The organism is Heyndrickxia vini, assembly GCF_016772275.1.
Taxonomy (GTDB): Bacteria; Bacillota; Bacilli; order Bacillales; family Bacillaceae_C; genus Heyndrickxia; species Heyndrickxia vini.
The window spans coordinates 1,574,698-1,597,851 of record NZ_CP065425.1; the positions used below are offsets into that span (position 1 = coordinate 1,574,698).

A 23,154-nucleotide genomic window follows, 5' to 3' on the forward strand; every position below is an offset into this window, starting at 1 on the left:
TTCCCTGTTATTACATGATAAAACACCTAATAATCTATGATAAAGTATTAATAGATTCATAGAGAAAGTTAGGTGTTACCATGGATAAAGCGAAATCACTTTTTGGAAAAATGAATGATTATAAAAGGTTTGGATTTTCTCTTATCGCATTATCAACTTTCTTATATTTAGGTGTCGTAATGCCTATTGCTGGAAAAACGGTTATGAAAGCATATATATTAATGGGTGGAACGCTCATCCTGTTACTAATAGCTACTATTTTCCTTTTCATTTCAATACGTTGTAAAAAGCTTCTTCTTGAATTAGAAGAAGGAAAAGAATAGTGCATATTTAAGAATAACGCAAAAAATGCGTTATTTTTTTGTTGACAAAAATATGTGTAAGTATGATATTATATTGTACGTTCATTTATTTCGTATACGAAATATTAAGTGAAGTAAATATTCCTTTAGTTAAAGATTGGATAAAAATTTGAAAGGGGAGGAAAATTATTGAGGAAGGTTTTTACCAATGGGTGCTAAAATCATTTTCTCAAATAAAGAATCCGATTGTATGGGCAATAAAAGGTTTAAGTATTTAAATAAAACAAGTTTTGTTGAAAAGTTACAAAAGGTTTGATGATTCATAAGCAAATTATTAATTAACTAGTTAGGGAGGAAAAAGTCATCTATGAATGCAAAACGAATGATTTTAGTTAACGTTATTTTACTAATTATTTTGGTTGGTGGGGGATTTACTGGTTATTACTTTTATAACCGCTCTGTAACTTACTTAAGTACAGATAATGCTCAAATTGCTGGACAACAAGTAAACATCGCTTCACCTGTGAGTGGAAAATTAGTTGATTGGAATGCAAAAAATGGGGATACATTTTCAAAAAATGATAAAATCGCAACTGTACAAACGGTAGGAGATAACGGTCCAGTTAATATGGACATTAAAGCGCCAGCAGATGGAACAATTGTACAAACTAGTGCAGTGAAAAATACAATCGTAGGTGCAGGTTCACCGCTTGCCATTTCTTATGATTTAAAAAAATTATGGGTAACAGCAAATATTGAGGAAACAAAAATTGATGATGTTGAAATTGGTCAAGATGTAGATATTTATGTTGATGCATTTCCTAATACGACAGTAAAAGGAAAAGTTCAAGAAATCGGTTTAGCAACAGCAGGAACTTTCTCATTATTACCAAGTAATAATGCTTCAGGGAATTATACGAAGGAAGTACAAGTAATTCCTGTCAAGATATCAATTGATAGCAATCTTGATTTAGTTCCTGGTATGAATGTGACTGTGCGAATTCATAAGTAGGTGATGACATGTCAATATATATCGCAGGTTATATTCTAATTTCAGTGATTGTATTGTTTGTGGCCAATTTCTTATTACGTAAGAAAAAAGCAAAGCCACAATTACCTGATCCACAAACAGTACGAACTGATATAGCGGAGAACCACCAATTACGAGAAGAGAATAAGAACAATAAAGTAACAGAAACCGATGAAATAATTAATGAAACCCTTCATTCATCTGCTAATACTGAACCAGCTTTAGAATATGTTACAGATCCGGACGGATTAGTAGATGATGAAGAAATTGAAGAAATTGAAGAAATAGTTGAAGATGAAGTTGAAGAAAAAACGGTTAAAAAACAAGAACAGCGTTCAGACCATGGGAGTACGCAGGCAAATCAATTTGAAGGTGTAAGAGGGAAAATTATTGCTGCAGTTATGCTCGGTGCATTTGTCGCCATTCTTAATCAAACACTTTTAAATGTTGCTATTCCGCATATAATGAATGATTTGAATGTTTCTGCAAATACAGTTCAATGGTTATCAACTGGCTACATGCTTACTAACGGAATTTTTATACCGATAACCGCTTTCTTAATTGCCAAGTTAGGAACCAAGAAATTATTGATTTTTGCCATGTTGGCATTTACCATTGGTTCGTTTGTTTGCTCGATCTCCACTAGTTTTTCTTTACTAATGGTTGGCCGTGTAATACAAGCAGCTGGAGCAGGTGTCATTATGCCATTATTAATGACCGTTATGCTGACTATTTTTCCGCCAGAAAAGCGGGGAGCAGCAATGGGAATCATGGGTGTAGCGATGATTTTTGCACCTGCCATTGGGCCGACACTTTCGGGGTGGTTGATTGGACACTACTCATGGCGCGTATTGTTTGATATAGTTGTTCCATTTGGTATTCTCGATCTAATCATTGCAACTGTATGGATGAAGGATGTTACGAAAGTAACTAATCCTAAATTTGATACAGCTGGGTTTATCTTTTCAGCAATCGGATTAGGTTTCCTTTTATACGGATTTAGTGAAGCAGGTAATGATGGTTGGGGCAGCGTTACGGTAATTGTTTCATTACTTGTTGGTATCATTGGCTTAATATTGTTTGTATGGAGAGAATTGACTACGGATAAACCGATGCTAGATCTTCGAGTGTTTAAATATGATATCTTTGCACTAACAACAGTAATTAGTATGGTCATCAATATGGCCATGTTTGCAGCGATGATTTTATTGCCGATCTATTTACAAAACATTCGTGGTTTCACAGCATTAGAATCAGGAATACTTATGTTGCCGGGTGCTATTGTAATGGGGATCATGTCTCCAATATCCGGTATGCTATTTGACCGTGTTGGCTCAAGACCCTTGGCCATTATTGGCTTAATTATTACGGTTCTTACAACATGGCAATTTACGCAATTAACGATGCAAACATCGTATGGACATATTATGCTTCTTTATGTTTTACGATCATTTGGGATGTCGTTCTTAATGACAACTGTAATGACAGAAGGGATGAATCAAATCCCATTACACTTAGCAAGCCATGGAACAGCGGCCTCCAACACTGCTAGGACGGTTGCAGGTAGTATTGGGACTGCCTTTTTAGTCACAGTGATGTCCACTCGTTCTTCTTATCACGAAGCTAATTTTGGAAATATTATTAGCAGTTCTAATGGATTTATAGCGAATAAGTTGAATGAGCTTGGTCAAGGATTAGCAAGTGTGAGTGGATTGCCTTCGCAGGTTGGTCATAGTTTAGCGACAAGTACCATTTATGGAAAGGTAATGCAGCTTTCGACTATAAGTGGAATCAATGACGCGTTTGTCGTGGCAACTGGAATTGCTGCTGTTGCATTAATACTTGCATTCTTTATTAAACGATCAAAACCATCTACAGGTAAATAAATAGAAAAAACCAAAGAAGACCTTTCTTTGGTTTTTTTATTTATTTTTTAAAATTTTAAAAATAATGTTTACAAGACCATTCATTTTGGATATACTTACCTATGTAAGAAAAATTTATTAAAAAGGGAGGTCGACTACTGTGAAAAAATTAGTTGCATTATTTGTTAGCAAAAACTTAATACGTTTAATTCATTCGACCTTGCCGAAATTAGTTGTGCAATAATTTAACTGATATTTTATGCCGCAGGATGAATGAATCCTGCGGCTTTTTGTTGCCATTTATTAGCTATTACCGCAGGAGATCATGTCTTCCTGTGGTTTTTTTATTTAATTAGTATCCCTTTAAAGGAGGTGAAAAGTTATGACATTGAATCTAATATTTATTACTGTAACGATTAAAAAGAGAAATAAAACAATTCAAGAGTGTCTTAATGAAGAAAGAGTTAATAAAATCATTGAACAAAACAAAATGAAGCATATTGAAATTTTTACAAGGGTTCTTTAATTTAAAAAAATATAAATAAGAAGGGAGAGTATGACGATGGTCACTTTTCAAATGACACTGGTCATTTTTCAAATTAAACGATTAAATTCTTTGTGGGTGGAGAAAGATTCCGCCTAGATAAAAATGATTAGGGGTGAATCAGTTGTTTCTGCAAATCATGCTATTAACGATATCATTTCATAAACGGAAAGAAAAAGTTGATCTATAATGGATCAGCTTTTTTTATCATCCACACAGGAATATATTTCCTAATAATTTTCTAAATGGGACAGACACGAACAACTAATGACTTACATAAGCATTAGTTATAGGCACTAGCCTAACGGAGGTGAGAAAAATGTCCGGAATCTTAACAGCTATAGGCTATCTCTTTAAAGAGCTCGTATTTCTTGTGTCTTATGTGAAAAATAATGCTTTTCCACAGCCACTCTCAGCCAGCGAAGAACGGAAATACTTAAAACAAATGGCTGGTGGAGATGAAGAAGCCCGGAACATTTTGATTGAGCACAATCTTCGACTCGTCGCCCATATTGTCAAAAAATTTGAAAATACAGGAGAGGATGTCGAGGATTTAATTTCAATTGGGACGATTGGGCTTATTAAAGCGATTGAAAGTTATTCGGAGGGAAAAGGAACCAAACTAGCCACATATGCCGCAAGATGTATTGAAAACGAAATACTCATGCATTTACGAGCTCTGAAAAAAACAAAAAAAGATGTGTCACTTCACGATCCAATTGGCCAGGACAAAGAAGGAAATGAAATTTCATTAATTGATGTACTAAAATCAGACACAGAAGATGTTTTCGATACGATTCAATTAAGTATGGAATTAGAAAAAGTAAAAGAATATATTGATGTTCTTGATATAAGGGAGAAAGAGGTTATTATCGGCAGATTTGGACTTGATTTACAAAAGGAAAAAACACAACGCGAGATAGCGAAGGAATTAGGTATCTCAAGGAGCTATGTGTCAAGGATCGAAAAAAGGGCATTGATGAAAATGTTTCATGAATTCTATCGTGCTGAAAAGGAAAAGAAGAAGAAACAACAAGAGTGAAGCAAGGCTGCTTTTTCGACAGCCTTGCTTCACTCTTTGTGAATTTAAGAGGGTGACTAATCACCCTTCCATTTCAACGGTGACTTCAGCACTAATAACTAAGGCAACAGCAGTACAAAGGACAAGACCGATAACGACAGCAAACATGTTTTTCACTCCTTCTTAAGTGATCCTTATTTAACTTAAATGTAACATACAAGGTCTTTTTTGGATGAGATAATATTGAACAGATCTTTTCGAATCGATGGCAAAATTGTGAATATTACATTTCGGTTATTGTGTCATTTCAAATATTAGAAAAATTCGGGTTTTTCGTTTATAATAGGAAGGTACGAATATACATACAAGGAGGAAATACTTTGACAACTACGGCATATTCATTAACTTGGGATTTAGATGTTTTCTTTAAGGGTGGAAGTCATTCTGTGGAATTTCAGAGTTTTTTAGATGAAATAAATGATTCTATGAAAGCATTTGAAGCAGAGGTAAAAAAATGGGACGTTTCAAACATATTACAAGAAAAAAATGATTTTCTTAAGCTTTTAAATTCTTTACAAACAAATTCCCAAATGTTGAGGCAAGCAGGGGCTTTTGTTAGCTGTTTGCAAGCTCAAAATATGCAAGATACGAAAGCTAACGAACTTCGAGGAAAGGTTTCGAATTATCTCGCACAACTAAATACCATATTAACGATTTTCGATGATAAATTAAAAACGATTAGTGAAGAAAGTTGGGTTCAGCTTCTTGAGACGGAGGAATTGAAAGATTTACACTTTGTTTTAAATGAGCGCAGAGAAATTGCCAAAGAAATGCTTCCAAAAGAACAAGAAGCGTTAATTAATGCTTTAAGTGTAGATGGGTATCACGGATGGGGCGAAATGTACGATACATTAGTTAGCCAAGTGAAAATACCTTATGAGGAAAATGGTGAGGTTTTCGAACTATCTGTAGGTCAAGCACATAATAAATTTTCACATCCAGATCGAAATGTGCGTGCAAAAATATTTGAAAGCTGGGAGAAAGCATGGGATGAAAAAGCTGAACTTTTTGCCGCTACCTTAAATCATTTAGCTGGTTTCCGTCTTTCCATATACGAAAGCAGGAATTGGGAAGAAGTTTTGAAAGAACCATTAAGCTATAACAGGATGCAGAAAGAAACATTAGAAAGTATGTGGAATGTCATTAGTGACTTTAAAAAGCCACTGACGGAGTATTTAAAAAGAAAGGCAGAGTTATTAGGTGTTCAAAAGCTCAGCTGGTATGATCTTGATGCTCCAATTGGAGATGTAAATAGTCATTTTAGTTATCAAGAAGGAGCAGAATTTATTATTCAGCATTTCAGTGAATTTGGAGACCAATTAGCTGAGTTTACGAAAAAAGCTTTTGAAGATCGCTGGATTGAAGCCGAAGATCGTTCAGGAAAACGCCCTGGTGGTTTTTGTACCTCATTCCCTGTAAGTGGCCAATCAAGAATATTTATGACCTATTCAGGTACGCCTTCCAATGTTTCAACACTTGCACATGAGCTTGGGCATGCATTTCATTCGTATGCATTAAAGAATGTTCATCCTTTAAATAGAAATTACGCAATGAACGTCGCTGAAACAGCATCTACTTTCGCTGAAATGATTGTTTCTGATGCTTCGGTTAAAAACGCTAAGAACGATGCAGAAAAACTAGCACTATTAGAAGATAAAGTTCAGCGAACAGTTGCTTTACTCATGAATATTCATGCCCGTTTCCTATTCGAAACTAAATTTTACGAAGAGCGTAAAAAAGGGATCGTTGGGAAAGACAGACTAAACGAGTTAATGTTAGAAGCGCAAAAAGAGGCATATGGCGATTGTCTTGAGGAATATCATCCATTATTTTGGGCCTCAAAACTTCATTTCTTTATAACTGGGGTCCCTTTTTATAATTTCCCATATACATTTGGCTATTTATTCTCATTAGGTATTTATGCGCAAGCACAAAAAGAAGGAAAGGGATATGAGGAAAAGTATATGGCGTTACTAAGAGATACTGGCTCGATGAAAGTTGAGGATCTCGCAAAGAAACATTTGAATGTTGACCTTTCTAAACGTGATTTTTGGGAAGAAGGAGTACAGCTTTGTATAAAAGATATTGAGGAATTTTTAGAAGCGACAAAAAACTAACAAAAAGCCGGCACTCACTGCCGGCTTTAAATTTGTCATTCTTAAAACTTTTTTAATTTGAATGAAGCAATCATAAAAAGTGCTAAAATAAGAATAATAAATAGGTATAAATGCGATGGAAGGATTGGTAATGCAAGATAACTTAATGTTGCAAGACAGCCTGCCGCTGTAATAGGTAGTCCAGTAAAATATCCATTGCTTTCAGTAATGTTAAAACGTGCTAAACGGAAAGCGCCACAGCCGATATAAAAAACTGTAAAAAATAAACCTGGATAGCCAAATGAATGCAATATTCCTTGATATAATAAAATAGCGGGAGCTACACCAAACGAAACAATATCACTCATGGAGTCTAATTGTTTACCTAAATCGGATTCTATATTTAATTTTCTTGCGATTAAACCATCAAAACGATCGGCAAGTGCTGCAGTAAATATTAAAATAACACTTAAATTTAATTGTCCATTTATGGCAACTAATGTTGCAAATCCACCTAATCCTAAATTTAATAGAGTTAGTAAATTTGCGGTTTGAGATCTTAGTTTTTTAATTGTTTGATCAATTACATTAGAATGAAACATTGTTTTCACCTCCTGTACAAATTAAAGGATTAACATTTTTCTATTTTATTATATAATAATATTTTATTATATAGTGAAAAGACCTTAAAGTTAAGAGGATATTTTAAAAAGTGGAGGAAAAGTTTTGAAAAAATGGATTTATCGTTCCTTGATTGAATTAACAAACCACCAATTTTTGTCAAATCTAATAAAGAATTTTACACAATCGAAAATAAGCAAGCCGTTCATTAAATCATATGCTAAATTGTATCAATTAAATCAAGATGAAATGATGGATGAATTACATACATATTCATCATTACATGATTTATTTACACGAAAATTAAAATTACATGCACGTGAAATTATTAAAGACACAAATGCTGTTACCAGTCCTGTAGACGGAGTAATCGAGGATTTTGGTGCCATAACAGCCAACAAAGAAATGATCGTAAAAGGAAAACCCTATTCTATACAGGAAATGATCGGTGAACATACAAATATTGATAAATATATTGATGGGATTTTTATCATCCTATATCTAAGTCCTAAACATTATCACCGGATACATAGTCCAGTGACAGGAGAACTTATTAAGCAATATGCTTTAGGGACGAAATCTTATCCAGTAAATAGGCTAGGGTTGAAATATGGACGATCTCCACTAGCCAAAAATTATCGGGTAGTATCTGAAGTAGAACATAATAAGGGAACCGTGCTTGTCGTTAAAGTTGGGGCGATGTTTATTAATTCTGTAGAATGCACCGCATTGTCGAATACATGGGTTAAAGGTGAGGAAATTGCTTATTTTTCCTTTGGTTCAACCGTTGTCCTATTATTTGAAAAGAACACATTTTCATTAAATAATGAAATTCAAACGCCTAAAGATGTGAAAATGGGTGAGCTTTTAGGGTATTTAACGGATAAATAATAGAAGTGATTTACATGAAAATATCCCTACATCATATGTAGGGATACATATTTACGAAGATATTTTCATGCGATTCGTTAAGGAACGTCGATGAATTTCTGTTTCAATGAGGCGTATAAAATCCTGGCTTAACTTTAATTCTTTTGCTTTAAAGTAGGATTCAATTAATAATTCATCTGATAATTTTCTCATTATAAGCCATCACCTCCAAAAAATTAGTTCTAAAATTAAATCCTTTTACATAAACTAGTATGTTTAACATGTTGTACCCTAACTCTAACAAAGATAAACGGATAGAACAAGCGTTCTTTTTATCCACAAATAAGAGTGGATAACCTGTGATTAACTTGTATATAAATCTTCTTAAGCTAGAAAAAACAATGTGAGTTTTGTGTATAAAGTTATCCACAATGTTGGGAATTGATGGATTTTGTCGAAATTTTTTAGTAATAAGTTTTCATATTTTATTTTTATTTTGAATCAGGAACCAAAATTGGTATGATAAAGTGTAATATAAATTGCTTTTTGTAGGACGTATGTTCGTTGACTATAGATTGGAGTGTCTATGATTGTTGTTGAAAAAATTTTTACCAAATGAGCATGTTAAAAATGTGTTTTTTATTAAGCCAGAATCGCTAAAAGAAAAAGGGATCAAAGCGATAATTACCGATTTAGATAATACATTAGTAGAATGGGACAGGCCGAATGCAACACCTAAGCTCATTCACTGGTTTGAAGAAATGAAAAAGCATAATATCCAAGTAACGATTGTATCGAATAATAATGAAAAACGAGTAAAGGAATTTGCGGACCCATTAGGGATTCCTTTTATCTTTTTAGCGAGAAAACCATTAACAAAAGCTTTTAATCGAGCAATAAAATTGATGGAAGTTAAAAAGGAAGAAACTGTCGTAATTGGAGATCAACTTCTTACAGACGTGCTTGGTGGGAATCGCAGTGGATTTTATACTATCCTTGTCATTCCTGTGGCACAATCAGATGGATTCATGACTCGTTTTAATCGGAAAATAGAAAGACGAATCATGTCATCTTTTAAGCGAAAAGGATTAATTAATTGGGAGGATTAACATTGACAGAATATATTTGTATTGGGTGCGGAGTAGCCGTTCAAACAGAAAATCCGAATGGACTTGGCTACGCTCCACCATCCAGCTTAAATAAGGAAACATTAATTTGCCAACGGTGTTTCCGTTTAAAACATTATAATGAGGTACAGGATGTATCGCTTACCGACGACGATTTTTTGAAAATATTAAATGGACTCGGAAAAGTGGACGGGTTAATTGTAAAAATTGTCGATATCTTCGATTTTAATGGCAGCTGGTTACCTGGACTTCATCGTTTTGTTGGAAAAAATCCTATCCTTCTTATAGGAAATAAAGAAGATTTATTGCCTAAATCTGTTAAGCGTGCTAAGCTTACAAACTGGATGAAACAGCAGGCGAAACAATTAGGTCTTCAACCATTGGATGTTCTCCTTGTCAGTGCAACAAAAGGCCACTCCATTGATGAAGCAATGGAGGCAATCGATACCTATCGAGAAGGTAAGGATGTCTATGTTGTTGGGTGTACAAACGTCGGGAAATCCACGTTTATTAATCGAATAATAAAAAATGTTACTGGAGAAAATGAAGTGATTACAACATCTCATTTCCCGGGAACAACTCTCGATATGATCGAAATTCCACTAAGCGACGGCAGTGCATTGATTGATACACCGGGGATTATTAATCACCATCAAATGGCACATTTCGTTGATAAGAGAGACTTAAAGGTCATTACACCGAAAAAGGAAATTAAGCCAACCATTTTTCAATTAAATGAGGAACAGACATTATTTTTTGGTGGACTTGCCCGCTTAGACTATATAAGTGGTGGAAGAAGGTCACTCGTTTGTTATGTATCTAATGAATTAAAAATTCACCGGACGAAAGTAGAAAATGCTGATCAACTATATGAAAAACATGCCGGAGAAATGCTGCAGCCTCCAAGAAAAAATGACATGGATGAATTTCCTCAGTTAGTCCGTCATGAATTTATGATTAAAGAGGGGAAAACTGATATTGTCTTTTCAGGACTTGGGTGGGTAACCATCAATGAACCTGGAGCAAAGGTTGCTGCATACGTACCAAAAGGTGTTAACGTTATGCTCAGGCCTTCACTTATATAGATAAAAAATAAACTTAAAGGGAGTAATGGCTATGGGAAACTTGTATGGGGTTATCGGGGATCCAATTGCACATTCTTTGTCACCACTTATGCATAATGATGCATTTCGATCTTTACAATTAGATCATAATTATTATCCTTTTCATGTGACTCCTAGTCATTTACCGGATGCAGTAAAAGGAATGAAAGCACTTGGAGTGAATGGATTTAATGTGACAATTCCTCATAAAGTTACTATTCTTCCTTTACTAGACAAAATTGATTCATTAGCAAATGCGATTGGTGCAGTAAATACCGTTGTCCGAGAAAATAATGAATTAGTTGGTTATAACTCTGATGGACTAGGATTTATTCGTGCATTAAAAGAAGAATGGAAAGCTGATCTTGAAAATGAAAAGGTATTAATTATTGGGGCAGGAGGGGCAGCAAAAGCGATTTATTACTCGCTTGTTTATGATGGTGTGCAAACAATCGATATTTGTAATCGCACGCCTGAACGAGCTGTACAACTGGTTCAGTCCTGCCCTTATCCTTCGCAATCAAATGTGTTGCTGATGGAGGAAGCAGAAGAAAATTTGGGGGAATATACTTTACTAATCCAGACGACATCCATCGGGATGATTCCGAATATTACTGATTCACCTATTTCTGTACAAAATATAAAACCAGGTACACATGTCGTTGATATTATCTATAATCCTTTTGAAACAATGATTTTAAAGGAAGCAAAGCAAAAGGGTGCTACAACTAGTAATGGACTGGGAATGTTTATTTACCAGGGTGCAATCGCCTTTGAAAAATGGACTGGCCAAACACCAAATATTAATAGAATGAAAAATATAGTCGCAAATCATTTAGGAGGAAATTCTATATGCTAACAGGAAAACAAAAACGCTTTTTACGTTCAAAAGCTCATCATTTAAATCCAATTTTTCAAGTAGGAAAAGGCGGAGTGAATGATAATATGATTAAACAAATTTCAGAGGCACTTGAGGCCCGCGAATTAATCAAAATAAGTATTTTACAAAATTGTGATGAAGACCGAGATACTGTAGCAAAAAGTTTATCAGTGGGATCAAAAGCAGAGCTAGTTCAAATTATCGGAAACATGATTGTCCTTTATAAAGAATCAAAAGAAAACAAGCAAATAACGCTTCCGTAGGTCGTAAATATTATGAAGAAACGAGTCGGAATTTTAGGAGGCACTTTTGATCCACCGCATCTCGGGCATTTAATTGTTGCTAATGAAGTATGGCAGGCTTTAAAGTTAGATGAAGTACGATTTATGCCAAATCAAGAACCACCTCATAAAGATCGGAAAAGTAATGTGACCAATAAAGATCGAGAAATGATGCTATCAATGTCAATAAATGATCACCCCCATTTTTCAATTGAACTTATTGAATATGAAAGGGCAGGACGTTCATATACATACGATACGATGAAGCTGTTAAAGACACGTGAAAGCGATGTAGAATTTTTCTTTATTATTGGTGCGGATATGATTGAATATTTACCAAAATGGTACAATATTGAAAAGCTAAACGAGATAGTCCAATTTGTTGGAGTAAATAGACCTGGACACTCAGAAAAAACCCAATATCCAGTAATAAACGTTAGAATTCCAGATATTAATATATCCTCGACGATTATTCGTAATAAAATTCAAATGAAACAATCTATCAAATATTTAGTCAAAGATGAAGTCGTGGAATATATAAAGGAGCACGAATTATATGGAAAGGAATAAAGCTTTAGAATTAGTAGCGAAACAACTGACTGAAAAACGCTATATCCATACGTTGGGAGTGACAGAAACAGCGGTTCACTTAGCTGAAAAATATCGAGTGGACGAAAAAAAGGCTGAATTAGCGGCAATTTTTCATGATTATGCAAAATTTCGGCCACTCAATGAAATGAAACAAATTATTGTTCAGGAAAAATTTGATGAACTTTTACTACATTATAATCCTGAATTATGGCATGCACCTGTTGGGGCTTATTTAGTTCAACAAGAAGCTGGAATTCAAGATATAGAAATATTGGATGCCATTCGTTACCATACATCGGGCAGAAAAAATATGACTGATCTTGAAAAGGTCATTTATATTGCCGATTACATTGAACCTGGTCGAAGTTTTCCAGGAGTAGAGGAAGCAAGAAAAATAGCTGAAAAAGATTTGGATGAGGCATTATTGTTCTCAGTACGTAATACAATCCAATTTTTGATGGATAAACAACAAGCTGTATATCCAGATACGTTTGAATTATATAATGATATCGTAATGAAAAAGGAGAGATACATGCATGGAAAAAAATGAACTACTATTGACAGCAGTAAAAGCAGCAGATGATAAACGAGCAGAGGACATTGTTGTTCTAAATATGAATGGAATCTCACTAATTGCCGATTATTTTTTAATTTGTCATGGGAATTCAGATAAGCAAGTACAAGCAATTGCAAATGAGCTAAAAGACAAAGCTGAAGAAACAGGTTATCATGTAAGAAGAATGGAAGGCTATGATGAAGGGAAATGGGTATTAATCGATCTTGGAGATATAGTAGCCCATGTCTTCCATCGTGATGAACGTGCATACTATAATTTAGAACGCCTTTGGGGTGATGCACCAACAGTAGATATTCAAAGTGAGCTAACACCATGAGTTATGGGGACTTTGCTTATGTGTACGATTTTCTCATGCAAGATGTCCCATATGATAGATGGTTAGAATTCTTTCAAAGGAAGGCAGACGCATATAAATCTTCAGGGGAAAAAGTAATGGATTTGGCATGTGGTACAGGTGAATTGTCAATAAGATTGGCCAAATTAGGATATCAAGTTACCGGTGTTGATTTGTCTGAAGATATGTTAATGGTTTCCAGTGAAAAAGCAAATAAGGAAAACGTTCAACTAAGCTTATTTCAGCAAAATATGAGTCAGTTAGAGGGCCTGGGATTATATGATGTCATTACTGTTTTTTGTGATTCCTTAAACTACTTATCTTCTCCTCAAGAAGTACAAGAAACATTTAAAAGAATTCATGACCATTTACAGGAGAATGGATTGTTTTTATTTGACGTACATTCTATTTATAAGATGGAACATATTTTTTCTAATCAAACGTTTACGGAAATCGAGGATGAAGTTTCATACATATGGAATTGTTTTGAAGGGGAACATCAATATTCTGTTGAACATGAATTAACTTTTTTCGTATTGGATGAAAAAACTAGTCAATATTCACGATTTGATGAACTTCATAAACAAAGAACCTTTACTGAAAATGATTATCTTTTATGGTTGAATGAAGCGGGTTTTGATGTTCTTGAAGTCTCGGCAGACTTTTCAAATGAAAAGCCAAAAGAGGAATCGGAAAGAATTTTTTTTGTGTGTAAGAAAAAATAAACATGATTAAAAGTCGGTTTTCAAAATATTTATTGAAAACCGACTTTTTTTGAAGGAATTTCTCAATGATTGTCGAAAGTATTATTTAGTAAATTGTTTATTTACTATTTCTAAATCCTCTTTAAATTTCTCATGCGTCGCTTCAAAGAGTTTTTCGAATACATCGCCAAGCTCCGTTTCAAGAACTTTAATACCTTCTCCAGTAATTCCGCCTTTTACACAAACTTTTTCTTGTAAGGTTGGCAATGAATAGTACCCTTTTTTAAGTAATTCACCTAGCCCTACTAACATTTCACCCGTTAAGATTGTTGCTGTTGATTGATCAATATCCGTTTTTGCAACTGCACCATCAATAAACCGTTGACTAATGTAACTAAAAAAAGCTGGTCCGCAACTAACGATGTCTGATGACACCCTTGTAATCTTTTGGTCAATTTCTATAGGCGTAGAAATGAAGGAAAATAATTCTTGAATGTTTCTTTTCCAAAGATCATCGCATTTTTCACTATAAGTAAGTAAGGATACTCCCGATAACGCTCGATTAGTAATACTAGGTATTGCTCTTGCGCATGCTGTATCTAAAACGGAATCTAATTGTTCGACAGATATTGGACTCGTAATTGAAACAACACATTTATTAGCAGTAAATAATGGCTGATTTTGTTTTATTAATGGATAAATGTCATGCGGTTTAACACAAATAAAGATTAATTCTGCATGTTTAATAACATCGGCTGGATTTTCGCAAACATGTATCGTTGGATACTTATCATTAAGTGCCTCCGCTTTAGACCGAGTTCGATTAGTTATATAGAAATTGGAAGGTGAAATTGCCTTGCCATCTATAAATGATTCGACAAGTATACTCCCCATATTTCCAGTTCCAATGATACCTACTTTCATATTCAACACTCCTTGAGAGTTCTATAACCTATATCCTATAACCATCCAATTTAGTTATCTATTCATAAAACTTTATGTTTCCAAGGTCGTCTGTATTCATGAAATTAAAAATAGAGGTGATTAGTTTGAAAAAAATTGTTGTACAATATAAGTTTCCCCTTATTGTGATTGGAATTCTAGTTGTTGCATTTTATCTGTTTGTTCAGTCAAATGATGAGATAAACGACAGCAATGAATTTTCAAATTCACTTGTAGAAAAAGATAGTGAAAAGTCTCAAGAAGAAAATGGAACCAACAATGAAATTACTAGAATGGTTGTTGACGTTAAAGGAGAAGTAATGAATCCGGGAATATACGAAGCAAGTACTGATGAACGGATTCAAGATTTAATAACAAGAGCAGGCGGATTTAGGAAAAAAGCCGATCAATCGAAAGTGAATTTAGCACAAAAAATAAAGGACGAGATGGTAATTTATGTTCCGAAAATCGGTGATAAAACATCGGATATTTCTATAAATCCTACATCAGATTCAAGTAATGATACGGGAAAAGTGAACATAAATAATGCAACGAGTGAACAACTTCAAACGATATCGGGGATTGGTCCATCTAAAGCAGCCGCGATTATTGAGTATCGAGAAAAGCAAGGTTTATTTAAAGGAATAGAGGACATTAAAAATGTAACTGGCATAGGGGATAAAACATTTGAAAAGTTAAAAGATAGTATTACTGTCGATTAAGCCATTTCTTACCCATTATTTATTGTTTGACTATGAAAGATAGATGCCGCACACTATAGGTTATAGAGGAAATTTGTCGAATACTGACTTGAAAGGAAGGGAAATATGGAAAGAATTTCATGGCATCAATATTTTATGGCGCAAAGTCATCTATTATCCTATCGAAGTACATGTACTAGATTAACCGTAGGTGCGACAATTGTTCGTGATAAACGAATTATTGCGGGTGGCTATAATGGTTCAATTGCTGGCGGTGAGCATTGTATTGATGAGGGGTGTTATGTGATAGATAACCATTGTGTAAGAACGATTCATGCAGAAACAAATGCAATCTTGCAATGTGCAAAATTCGGTGTTCCTACTAATAATGCCGAAATTTATGTAACACATTATCCATGCTTGCAATGTTGTAAATCGATTATTCAAGCTGGGATTAAATCTGTCTATTATGCAGAGGATTACAAAAATCACCCATATGCAAGTGAATTATATGAAAAAGCGGGTGTACATGTCGAACAGGTTCCATTTGATAAATCTGTCTTTGCTAATATTGTGGCAAAATAAATCAACCTATCCTAAAAATAGGAGGTATTATGAGAGGTTATTGGGTGTTCTTGGCGATTGTAGCTCTTTGTGGTTGTTCTATTTCATTAGACATTCATTGGGGGCTCGTTATCCTTTTTCATTTAGTTTGGATTCGTATTTTCTTCCTTAGAAAACGATATTTAATTTATTCTTCAATTATTATTTATGTACTATTTATTTCTATTAGCTATTGGTTTAACGACCATCGAAAAACAGTTTTAAATCCCACCCAAACAATGTTTATCGTTTCATTTAATGAATCACCCTTAGTAGATGGTAATCAATTAAAATCAATAGTCAAAACGATACAAAATGAAAAAATTGTATTAAAATATAAAATTCAAACAGAAGAAGAAAAGGAAAGAATCTTAAATACAATAAAAAATGGACAATATTGTACGATATCAGGCGAGTTAATCCGACCTGATGTTAACAGAAATGAAAACCTATTTAATTATAAGGAATATTTATTTAGAAACAATATCCACTGGATATTAAATGGATCTATGATAACGGAATGTAAAGATTCGAATAAACATTTTATTACGAAGTTAAAACAACTGCGAGAACAAGGATTAAAAAATATAGATCGTTCATTCTCCGATGAAATTGCCCCTTATGCGAAGGCACTAATATTTGGTGATAGTAGCAGTTTTAGTGATGAAATCTATTCTTTATATCAGCGATTGGGGATTGTCCATTTATTGGCTATTTCCGGCCTTCACGTAGGAATAATCTCGGCAGCGATTTTTTACCTTCTTATTCGAATTGGGTTTTCACGAGAGTTTTCAAGCTATGTTTTACTTGCTCTTCTTCCTATTTATGCATTACTTACCGGTGTGAATCCTCCAGTAGTCCGAGCAGCATGTATGTCAATGCTAGTCATCGTTTCAATCCAAAAGAAATTCCCGTTCTCCTCTTTAGATGCACTTTCCATAAGCTTTATATTATTTCTTATAAGAGATCCTTTTATCCTTTTTAATATTGGCTTTCAATTATCATATACTGTTTGTTCCTCAATTATTTTAGCTTCTAAATCTATCCTTCCAATATATAAACATTATTTAGCAAAAACAATGATGGTTTCTTTCGTTTCTCAACTGGCTGCTATTCCGATTTTGTCCGTCCACTTTTTTGAGTTTTCGATTATAAGTATAATCAGCAATGTTCTTTATGTTCCCTTTTATACATTTATCGTCTTGCCATTATTAATCATCACGTACTTTTTTACATTTACACATAATGCCGTTTTCACTATTTTTGAAAGAGCATCCGGATGGATGATATTTCTATCGGAGAAGATAGGGCAAATGATTGATGTAAAAGGTACGGTTTTAGTTATTGGAAAGCCGGGTATAATCGTTTTAATATTATTTATCGTTGCAACACAATGGGTATTCTTTATGCTAGAAAAAGGCAATTCCGTCATAAAATCATTAGTTCCTCTCGTACTACTAATAGGGTTTATTAAAGTTTTCCAAATATATTCTCCGCAAGGGGAAGTGACATTTATAGATGTTGGTCAAGGAGATAGTATTCTAATTCGACTACCGTTTAATCGAGGAACTTACTTAATTGATACAGGTGGACAACTGGATTTTCAACAAGATGAATGGAAGAAGAAAATAAAGAAATTTGAAATCGGAAATGATATTATTATTCCTTTATTAAAAAGTAAAGGAATAACTGCGATTGACAAGATGGTATTAACTCATAGTGATGCAGATCATATTGGCGCTGCGAGTGAAGTAATGAAAAATCTTTCTGTAAAACAAATCCTTTTATCTCCTAACTCTTGGGAGAAGCCATTAATGAGTAATACATTAGATGTTGCGAAAAGTCTCGACGTCCCATTACGGGTCGTAAAAGCTGGAACCAAATGGACGAATTCGTCAGGAGTTTTTCAATTTGTCTCGCCATTTGATGATACGTATGAAGGGAATAATGATTCATTGGTGCTTTACGCGGAATTCGGAGGAAAACGATGGTTATTTACGGGAGACTTAGAGGAACAAGGTGAAACGGAACTTTTAAACAAATACCAATTTGAAATTGATGTGTTAAAAGTAGGACATCATGGAAGTATAAGCTCATCGTCCGAAAAATTTATTAATGTATTAAAACCTAAATATGCAATCATCTCTGCTGGTAAAAATAATCGATATGGCCACCCACGACCGGAAGTTCTGGACCTGTTGGCAATTCATCGTATCCAAATTTTTCGTACAGATCAACAAGGGGCAATTCAATATAAATTTTATCAAAATAATGGAACCTTTCATACCACTCTTCCATAGAATAAAGTACTTAAACATACTTAAAGGATACAACAATCAAGGTTCGTTAAATGAATGAGGGAGTTTGCAAAAGCAAACTCCCTCACAAATTCATCTTATTCGCCGACAAATTTGATGACAGTTGCGATGATGAACATAACAGCAAAAAGTGCAAATGAAACACCAAAGCCAACTCCTGAATCGATTGCATCGTTACGCTTTGACTGTACATTTTTTTCGAATTGGTTCACAACTACCCCTCCTATTTCCACTTTAGTATAGACTATTTGATTAAAAAAATCTATATATCAATCAAATGCCTACATTGACAAGAGTTAACACATATACTTTTTAAGTATTTCGGCGAAAATAGTATAAATAAAGGCTACCGTTGATAAAGAAGTTTCCTAGGCCTTTTTTATCAGCGTTAACTATAGATTTGGGGATTTGACTTCAGGATGGAGCGAGTCCCCTTTAATTTGTTCTCCCATAATACTTGTCAAAATCCATTTCCTTTTTTACGATAGTATATATAATTCCTTTTAGAAAGAAGGATTCAAAAGATGATTGACATATGGAAACAGATTGAGAAAATGCAATTTTCACCGATATATCTATTATATGGAATAGAAAGCTATTTAATCAATGAGACAAAGCAAAAATTAGTGAAGAATGTGTTAACAGATGAGGAAATGGACTTTAATTTAGCTAATTATGACCTTGAAGAGACCTCCATTGAAGTAGCGTTAGAGGATGCTGAAACGTTTCCATTTATGGGTGAAAAAAGATTAATTTTCTTACATAACGCTTTTTTTCTCACCTCAGAAAAAGGAAAACAACGCGTGGAACACAATTTATCAAAACTAGAGGAGTATATACAAAACCCGCCTCCCTACACGATTTTAGTTATTATTGCTCCTTATGAAAAACTTGATGAACGAAAAAAAATAACGAAACAATTAAAAAAACATGCATCCATACTAGAAGCTAAGAAATTAAATGAAATTGATCTGAAAAAATGGGTGCTACAAAAAGTGGCGGAAAATGAAGTTCATATAGATGACGATGCTGTTGACTTATTAATAACTTTGGCGGGAACAAATTTAATGATGCTTTCAGCTGAAATAGATAAACTCTCATTATTTGTAGGTGTTTCTAATTCAATTAAGGGCGAAACCGTAGAAAATCTTACCTCTCGCTCATTGGAACAAAATATTTTTTCTTTAGTAGACAAGGTAGTCCATCGAAAAATTAGTGAAGCGCTAAGAATTTATTATGATCTTTTAAAACAAAATGAAGAACCGATTAAAATATTATCGATATTAGCCAATCAATTTCGCCTTCTTTATCAAACGAAGGAACTCCAAAGAAGGGGATATGGACAACAACAAATGGCCACCTATCTAAAAGTCCATCCATTTAGAATAAAACTTGCCGCGGGACAAGCCAAACTATTTTCGGAGGAAGAGTTAAAAAGAATAATGTTATTATGCGCGGACAGTGATTATCAAATGAAGACAAGCGGCATGAATAAGATCATGATTATTGAAATGCTTCTTTTTAAACTGAGTAAAAGTGCATAAAAAAACGATCCTCGTTTAGGATCGTTTTTTTTGTTAGTTACAGACTAATTTATTATGCATTTACAGTGTTTAATTTTTTCATTAAACGTGCTTTTTGTCTGTCCGCAGTGTTTTTATGGATAAGACCTTTTGATGCTGCTTTATCAAGTTGACTAACAGCGGTAACTAATAGGTCTTTTGCGTTTTCATCTTTATTTACAACAGCAGCTTCGAATTTCTTCACAGCAGTACGCATAGTTGATTTCATAGCAGAGTTGTGTGCATTGCTTTCAGTGCTAGTTTTTACACGTTTGATTGCAGATTTGATATTTGGCATTTCTTTCACCTCCTACGAGTAACAAAACCATTACTCGACTTTCACAATCCTTAACAATAAGAACAAGTGATATTTTATCAAACGAACCTTGATAATGCAATACTTACAGCTGAAAAAAGAATTTCTAAAATGAAATCGCCATGAGATTTAATAGTGGCAATCACACAATAAATGAATGAATTTTTTTCGAATAGGAGAAGATAGACAGTATGTAAAAAATATTCCACCAATTGTTTATGTTTACATAGGGAGGTTATTTCAAATGGCAAAAGATCATCAACTTGATTTAAGTTTATATTCCGTACGAACCGATTTAGCTGTTGAAGCGAATGATTTGGCAGTTGAAGAGAAAGCAAAAAGAAATGAAGAAGGGACGGAAATTGAAGGTGTAATTATTAAGGAAAGGAATGAAGGAGGAATTAAAATCTCTAATGTTGAGATTACAAAACAAGGAGAACAAACAATTGGCAAAAAAGCAGGGAATTATTTAACAATAGAAGTGCAAGGAATCCGTCAACAAGACGCCGATCTGCAGCAACAAGTGGAAGAGGTATTTGCTAACGAATTTAGCCGTTTTTTACAATCTTCGAATATTCCCAGTGATGCAAGTTGTTTAATTGTAGGTTTAGGAAATTGGAACGTTACTCCCGACGCATTAGGTCCACTTGTTTGTGAAAATGTTATCGTAACTCGTCATTTATTCGCGTTACAGCCTGAGAATGTCGAAGAGGGCTATCGTTCGGTTAGCGCAATCGCACCCGGAGTAATGGGGTTAACAGGGATAGAAACGAGCGATATTATTTTTGGGGTAGTTGAAAAATCAAAACCTGACTTTATTATTGCCATTGATGCACTTGCATCTCGTTCAATCGAAAGAGTAAATGCAACAATTCAAATCTCTGATACTGGAATTCATCCTGGATCAGGTGTAGGAAATAAAAGGAAAGAACTAAGTAAAGAAACATTGGGAGTACCCGTCATTGCTATCGGTGTTCCGACAGTGGTAGATGCAGTCTCTATTACAAGTGATACGATTGACTATTTGTTAAAACATTTTGGCAGAGAAATGAAAGAAGGGAATCGGCCGTCTAGTTCATTAGCGCCATCGGGGATGACATTTGGAGAAAAACGTGTATTAACGGATGATGATCTACCTGGGGAACAGCATCGAAAAATGTTTATGGGGATCATTGGCACACTTGGTGAGGATGAAAAACGAACATTAATTCAAGAGGTGTTAGCCCCCCTCGGTCATAACTTAATGGTAACCCCAAAGGAAGTAGATGTTTTTATAGAGGATATGGCAAATCTATTAGCTACAGGCTTAAATTCAAGTCTCCACCATGCGGTGAATCAAGAAAATGTTGGCTATAAAACGAGATAGGAGTCTCGTAAGATTCATTATTTATTAGTATAAATATACTTCAAATTTGTTCTACTTTTCCTAGTAAAAACATACATTACTTATAAAATTACTAGAAAGGGTGGAACAATGAAATCCTATAAAAATCGTAGCTATGTGTTTACCGTTAATATTTCTACTGTTATTAAAGCGGGATTTATTTGTTTATTAACATTCCTTATCATGTTTTCTTTATCTGGCATTATCTCCTCGTTAAAACCGGGATTTCAGGTAAATTCGGCCATCATTCACAAAGCAACAAAGAACATATCGAGTAAACTATTATTTCAATTCTTGGCTGCAGATACTCAAATGATCAATGCGACAATTTTGTCAAGAGAGAAGCCCCCAAGCATTTTTACTATTTTGTTAAATTCAGCAACAAATATTAGCTTTAAGGATCCAAGAAGTTTTTTGGGCAGGGAGCTTCCTGGATTCACCTTTTTTGATAGCGAAATATTAGTTGCAGGCGAGGGGACAAATTTTACTAATCTTCCAATTGAATCGGTGCCATCGGACAAAGTTTTTAAATCAAAAAAAGATCCAAAATTAAAAAATACTTTAAATTTAGATGAAAAAGATCATAAACAAGACAATAAAGTTTTATCTAAAAGTGAGAAGCCTTCAGTGTTTATTTATTTTACACATACGCGTGAATCCTTCTTACCATATTTAGATGGAGTAGACGATCCAGATGCAGCACAACACTCCGTAGTTAACGTTACAAAATTGGGGAAAAAGTTAAAAGAACAATTAGAAGATCGAGGAATCGGAACGACGGTGGATAGTACGGATGTTCAAACTGAATTATTGGCAAAAGGATGGAAATATCCTCAATCCTATCAAGAATCTCGTGAATTAGTACAAACAGCGATGACTAATAACAGAAATCTTCATTATTTTATCGATATTCATCGGGATTCTCGCCGGAAAAAGGATACAACGATCACTATTAACGGTAAATCATATGCAAAAATCGCATTCGTAATTGGTGGAAATAACCCAAACTATGAAAAAAATGCACGATTAGCGAAACAATTAGATACTCGATTAAAGAAAAATTATAAGGGCTTATCCCGAGGGGTTATCAAAAAAGAAGGCGCATTAACGAATGGAAGGTTTAATCAGGACTTATCAGGCAATGCTTTCCTAATAGAGGTTGGTGGTGTGGACAACACTTTTGATGAGATGTACCGCACAACTGCTGCACTTGCAGATGTATTTAGTGAATATTATTGGCAAGCCGAAAAGGTTAATGGGAACCAGTCTGATCCTCCAGCAGCACAATAACGAAGAAATGAATATCTATCAAAGGGGTGATT

General features: G+C 34.3%; 26 protein-coding genes. 21 read left to right on the plus strand and 5 right to left on the minus strand.

Annotation, left to right across the window (positions count from 1 at the left end):
* Positions 1 to 80: 80 nt before the first annotated feature.
* The 6 genes from I5776_RS07780 to I5776_RS07805 all read left to right on the plus strand — a co-directional run bounded on the left by I5776_RS07780 (position 81) and on the right by I5776_RS07805 (position 6,939).
* Positions 81 to 323 (plus strand): YrhC family protein, encoded by a 243-nt coding sequence (locus I5776_RS07780; protein WP_202780007.1) that lies wholly within the window; start codon positions 81 to 83, stop codon positions 321 to 323.
* 346 nt (positions 324 to 669) lie between these two features.
* Positions 670 to 1,314, plus strand: coding sequence for a beta-barrel domain-containing protein (locus I5776_RS07785; RefSeq protein WP_202780008.1), 645 nt, complete (start codon positions 670 to 672; stop codon positions 1,312 to 1,314).
* Positions 1,315 to 1,322: 8 nt separating this feature from the next.
* Positions 1,323 to 3,218 carry a DHA2 family efflux MFS transporter permease subunit gene (locus I5776_RS07790; protein ID WP_202780015.1) on the plus strand — a complete coding sequence of 632 codons (1,896 nt, stop codon included), beginning with the start codon at positions 1,323 to 1,325 and terminating at the stop codon, positions 3,216 to 3,218.
* 361 nt (positions 3,219 to 3,579) lie between these two features.
* Entirely contained in the window at positions 3,580 to 3,723 is a 144-nt protein-coding gene (locus I5776_RS07795) for a YrzI family small protein (protein ID WP_202780016.1), read from the plus strand.
* A 337-nt stretch (positions 3,724 to 4,060) separates the two neighbouring features.
* Positions 4,061 to 4,783 (plus strand): RNA polymerase sporulation sigma factor SigK, encoded by a 723-nt coding sequence (sigK, locus tag I5776_RS07800; RefSeq protein WP_202780017.1) that lies wholly within the window; start codon positions 4,061 to 4,063, stop codon positions 4,781 to 4,783.
* A gap of 359 nt (positions 4,784 to 5,142) precedes the next feature.
* Positions 5,143 to 6,939, plus strand: a complete 1,797-nt coding sequence (locus I5776_RS07805) for a M3 family oligoendopeptidase (protein WP_202780018.1) — start codon at positions 5,143 to 5,145, stop codon at positions 6,937 to 6,939.
* A 41-nt stretch (positions 6,940 to 6,980) separates the two neighbouring features.
* Here the strand turns inward: I5776_RS07805 and pssA are convergent, their stop codons facing one another.
* A complete protein-coding gene (pssA, locus tag I5776_RS07810; RefSeq protein ID WP_202780019.1) occupies positions 6,981 to 7,520 on the minus strand; it encodes a CDP-diacylglycerol--serine O-phosphatidyltransferase in 540 nt (179 codons plus the stop codon).
* A gap of 124 nt (positions 7,521 to 7,644) precedes the next feature.
* On the opposite strand from pssA, the gene I5776_RS07815 reads away from it, so the two are divergent.
* Positions 7,645 to 8,430: a phosphatidylserine decarboxylase gene (locus I5776_RS07815; RefSeq protein ID WP_202780020.1), complete on the plus strand. Its 786-nt coding sequence runs from the start codon at positions 7,645 to 7,647 to the stop codon at positions 8,428 to 8,430.
* 51 nt (positions 8,431 to 8,481) lie between these two features.
* Here the strand turns inward: I5776_RS07815 and sda are convergent, their stop codons facing one another.
* Positions 8,482 to 8,622, minus strand: coding sequence for a sporulation histidine kinase inhibitor Sda (gene sda / locus I5776_RS07820; RefSeq protein ID WP_202780022.1), 141 nt, complete (start codon positions 8,620 to 8,622; stop codon positions 8,482 to 8,484).
* Positions 8,623 to 8,999: 377 nt separating this feature from the next.
* Between sda and I5776_RS07825 the strand changes: the two genes are divergently transcribed.
* From I5776_RS07825 to I5776_RS07860, 8 genes are read left to right on the plus strand one after another with little or no spacing between them, the layout of a single operon-like run.
* Positions 9,000 to 9,518 (plus strand): YqeG family HAD IIIA-type phosphatase, encoded by a 519-nt coding sequence (locus I5776_RS07825; RefSeq protein WP_202780024.1) that lies wholly within the window; start codon positions 9,000 to 9,002, stop codon positions 9,516 to 9,518.
* A 2-nt stretch (positions 9,519 to 9,520) separates the two neighbouring features.
* Positions 9,521 to 10,621: a ribosome biogenesis GTPase YqeH gene (gene yqeH / locus I5776_RS07830; RefSeq protein WP_246483951.1), complete on the plus strand. Its 1,101-nt coding sequence runs from the start codon at positions 9,521 to 9,523 to the stop codon at positions 10,619 to 10,621.
* Positions 10,622 to 10,652: 31 nt separating this feature from the next.
* The gene (aroE, locus tag I5776_RS07835) at positions 10,653 to 11,498 is read left to right on the plus strand and encodes a shikimate dehydrogenase (protein ID WP_202780028.1); all 846 of its coding nucleotides are present in this window, start codon (positions 10,653 to 10,655) and stop codon (positions 11,496 to 11,498) included.
* On the plus strand, positions 11,492 to 11,782 hold the full coding sequence (gene yhbY / locus I5776_RS07840; protein WP_202780030.1) for a ribosome assembly RNA-binding protein YhbY: 291 nt from the start codon (positions 11,492 to 11,494) through the stop codon (positions 11,780 to 11,782). Before aroE ends, yhbY begins: the two co-directional genes overlap by 7 nt.
* Positions 11,783 to 11,794: 12 nt before the next feature.
* Positions 11,795 to 12,370: a nicotinate-nucleotide adenylyltransferase gene (locus tag I5776_RS07845; protein WP_202780032.1), complete on the plus strand. Its 576-nt coding sequence runs from the start codon at positions 11,795 to 11,797 to the stop codon at positions 12,368 to 12,370.
* Positions 12,357 to 12,941, plus strand: coding sequence for a bis(5'-nucleosyl)-tetraphosphatase (symmetrical) YqeK (gene yqeK, locus I5776_RS07850; protein WP_202780038.1), 585 nt, complete (start codon positions 12,357 to 12,359; stop codon positions 12,939 to 12,941). Before I5776_RS07845 ends, yqeK begins: the two co-directional genes overlap by 14 nt.
* Complete coding sequence (gene rsfS / locus I5776_RS07855; protein WP_202780041.1) at positions 12,928 to 13,284, plus strand: ribosome silencing factor; 357 nt, start codon at positions 12,928 to 12,930, stop codon at positions 13,282 to 13,284. Before yqeK ends, rsfS begins: the two co-directional genes overlap by 14 nt.
* Positions 13,281 to 14,027: a class I SAM-dependent DNA methyltransferase gene (locus tag I5776_RS07860; RefSeq protein ID WP_202780042.1), complete on the plus strand. Its 747-nt coding sequence runs from the start codon at positions 13,281 to 13,283 to the stop codon at positions 14,025 to 14,027. The genes rsfS and I5776_RS07860 overlap by 4 nt, the downstream gene beginning before the upstream one ends.
* An 81-nt stretch (positions 14,028 to 14,108) precedes the next feature.
* On the opposite strand, the gene comER is transcribed toward I5776_RS07860, so the two are convergent.
* Positions 14,109 to 14,930 carry a late competence protein ComER gene (gene comER, locus I5776_RS07865; RefSeq protein WP_202780043.1) on the minus strand — a complete coding sequence of 274 codons (822 nt, stop codon included), beginning with the start codon at positions 14,928 to 14,930 and terminating at the stop codon, positions 14,109 to 14,111.
* A 98-nt stretch (positions 14,931 to 15,028) separates the two neighbouring features.
* On the opposite strand from comER, the gene I5776_RS07870 reads away from it, so the two are divergent.
* The 3 genes from I5776_RS07870 (at position 15,029) to I5776_RS07880 (ending at position 18,552) form a co-directional block, all read left to right on the plus strand.
* Entirely contained in the window at positions 15,029 to 15,670 is a 642-nt protein-coding gene (locus tag I5776_RS07870; protein ID WP_202780049.1) for a helix-hairpin-helix domain-containing protein, read from the plus strand.
* Between the two features lie 105 nt (positions 15,671 to 15,775).
* On the plus strand, positions 15,776 to 16,234 hold the full coding sequence (locus tag I5776_RS07875; RefSeq protein ID WP_202780051.1) for a ComE operon protein 2: 459 nt from the start codon (positions 15,776 to 15,778) through the stop codon (positions 16,232 to 16,234).
* 29 nt (positions 16,235 to 16,263) lie between these two features.
* Positions 16,264 to 18,552 carry a DNA internalization-related competence protein ComEC/Rec2 gene (locus I5776_RS07880; RefSeq protein WP_202780053.1) on the plus strand — a complete coding sequence of 763 codons (2,289 nt, stop codon included), beginning with the start codon at positions 16,264 to 16,266 and terminating at the stop codon, positions 18,550 to 18,552.
* A gap of 95 nt (positions 18,553 to 18,647) precedes the next feature.
* Here the strand turns inward: I5776_RS07880 and I5776_RS07885 are convergent, their stop codons facing one another.
* Positions 18,648 to 18,782, minus strand: a complete 135-nt coding sequence (locus tag I5776_RS07885; RefSeq protein ID WP_202780055.1) for a YqzM family protein — start codon at positions 18,780 to 18,782, stop codon at positions 18,648 to 18,650.
* 312 nt (positions 18,783 to 19,094) lie between these two features.
* On the opposite strand from I5776_RS07885, the gene holA reads away from it, so the two are divergent.
* Positions 19,095 to 20,114, plus strand: coding sequence for a DNA polymerase III subunit delta (holA, locus tag I5776_RS07890; RefSeq protein WP_202780057.1), 1,020 nt, complete (start codon positions 19,095 to 19,097; stop codon positions 20,112 to 20,114).
* A 52-nt stretch (positions 20,115 to 20,166) separates the two neighbouring features.
* On the opposite strand, the gene rpsT is transcribed toward holA, so the two are convergent.
* Positions 20,167 to 20,430, minus strand: a complete 264-nt coding sequence (gene rpsT, locus I5776_RS07895; protein ID WP_202780059.1) for a 30S ribosomal protein S20 — start codon at positions 20,428 to 20,430, stop codon at positions 20,167 to 20,169.
* A 262-nt stretch (positions 20,431 to 20,692) separates the two neighbouring features.
* Here rpsT and gpr point away from each other — a divergent pair, with 262 nt between their 5' ends.
* On the plus strand, positions 20,693 to 21,814 hold the full coding sequence (gene gpr / locus I5776_RS07900) for a GPR endopeptidase (protein ID WP_202780060.1): 1,122 nt from the start codon (positions 20,693 to 20,695) through the stop codon (positions 21,812 to 21,814).
* A gap of 108 nt (positions 21,815 to 21,922) precedes the next feature.
* Positions 21,923 to 23,122 (plus strand): stage II sporulation protein P, encoded by a 1,200-nt coding sequence (gene spoIIP, locus I5776_RS07905; protein ID WP_202780061.1) that lies wholly within the window; start codon positions 21,923 to 21,925, stop codon positions 23,120 to 23,122.
* The last annotated feature ends 32 nt before the right edge of the window (positions 23,123 to 23,154 follow it).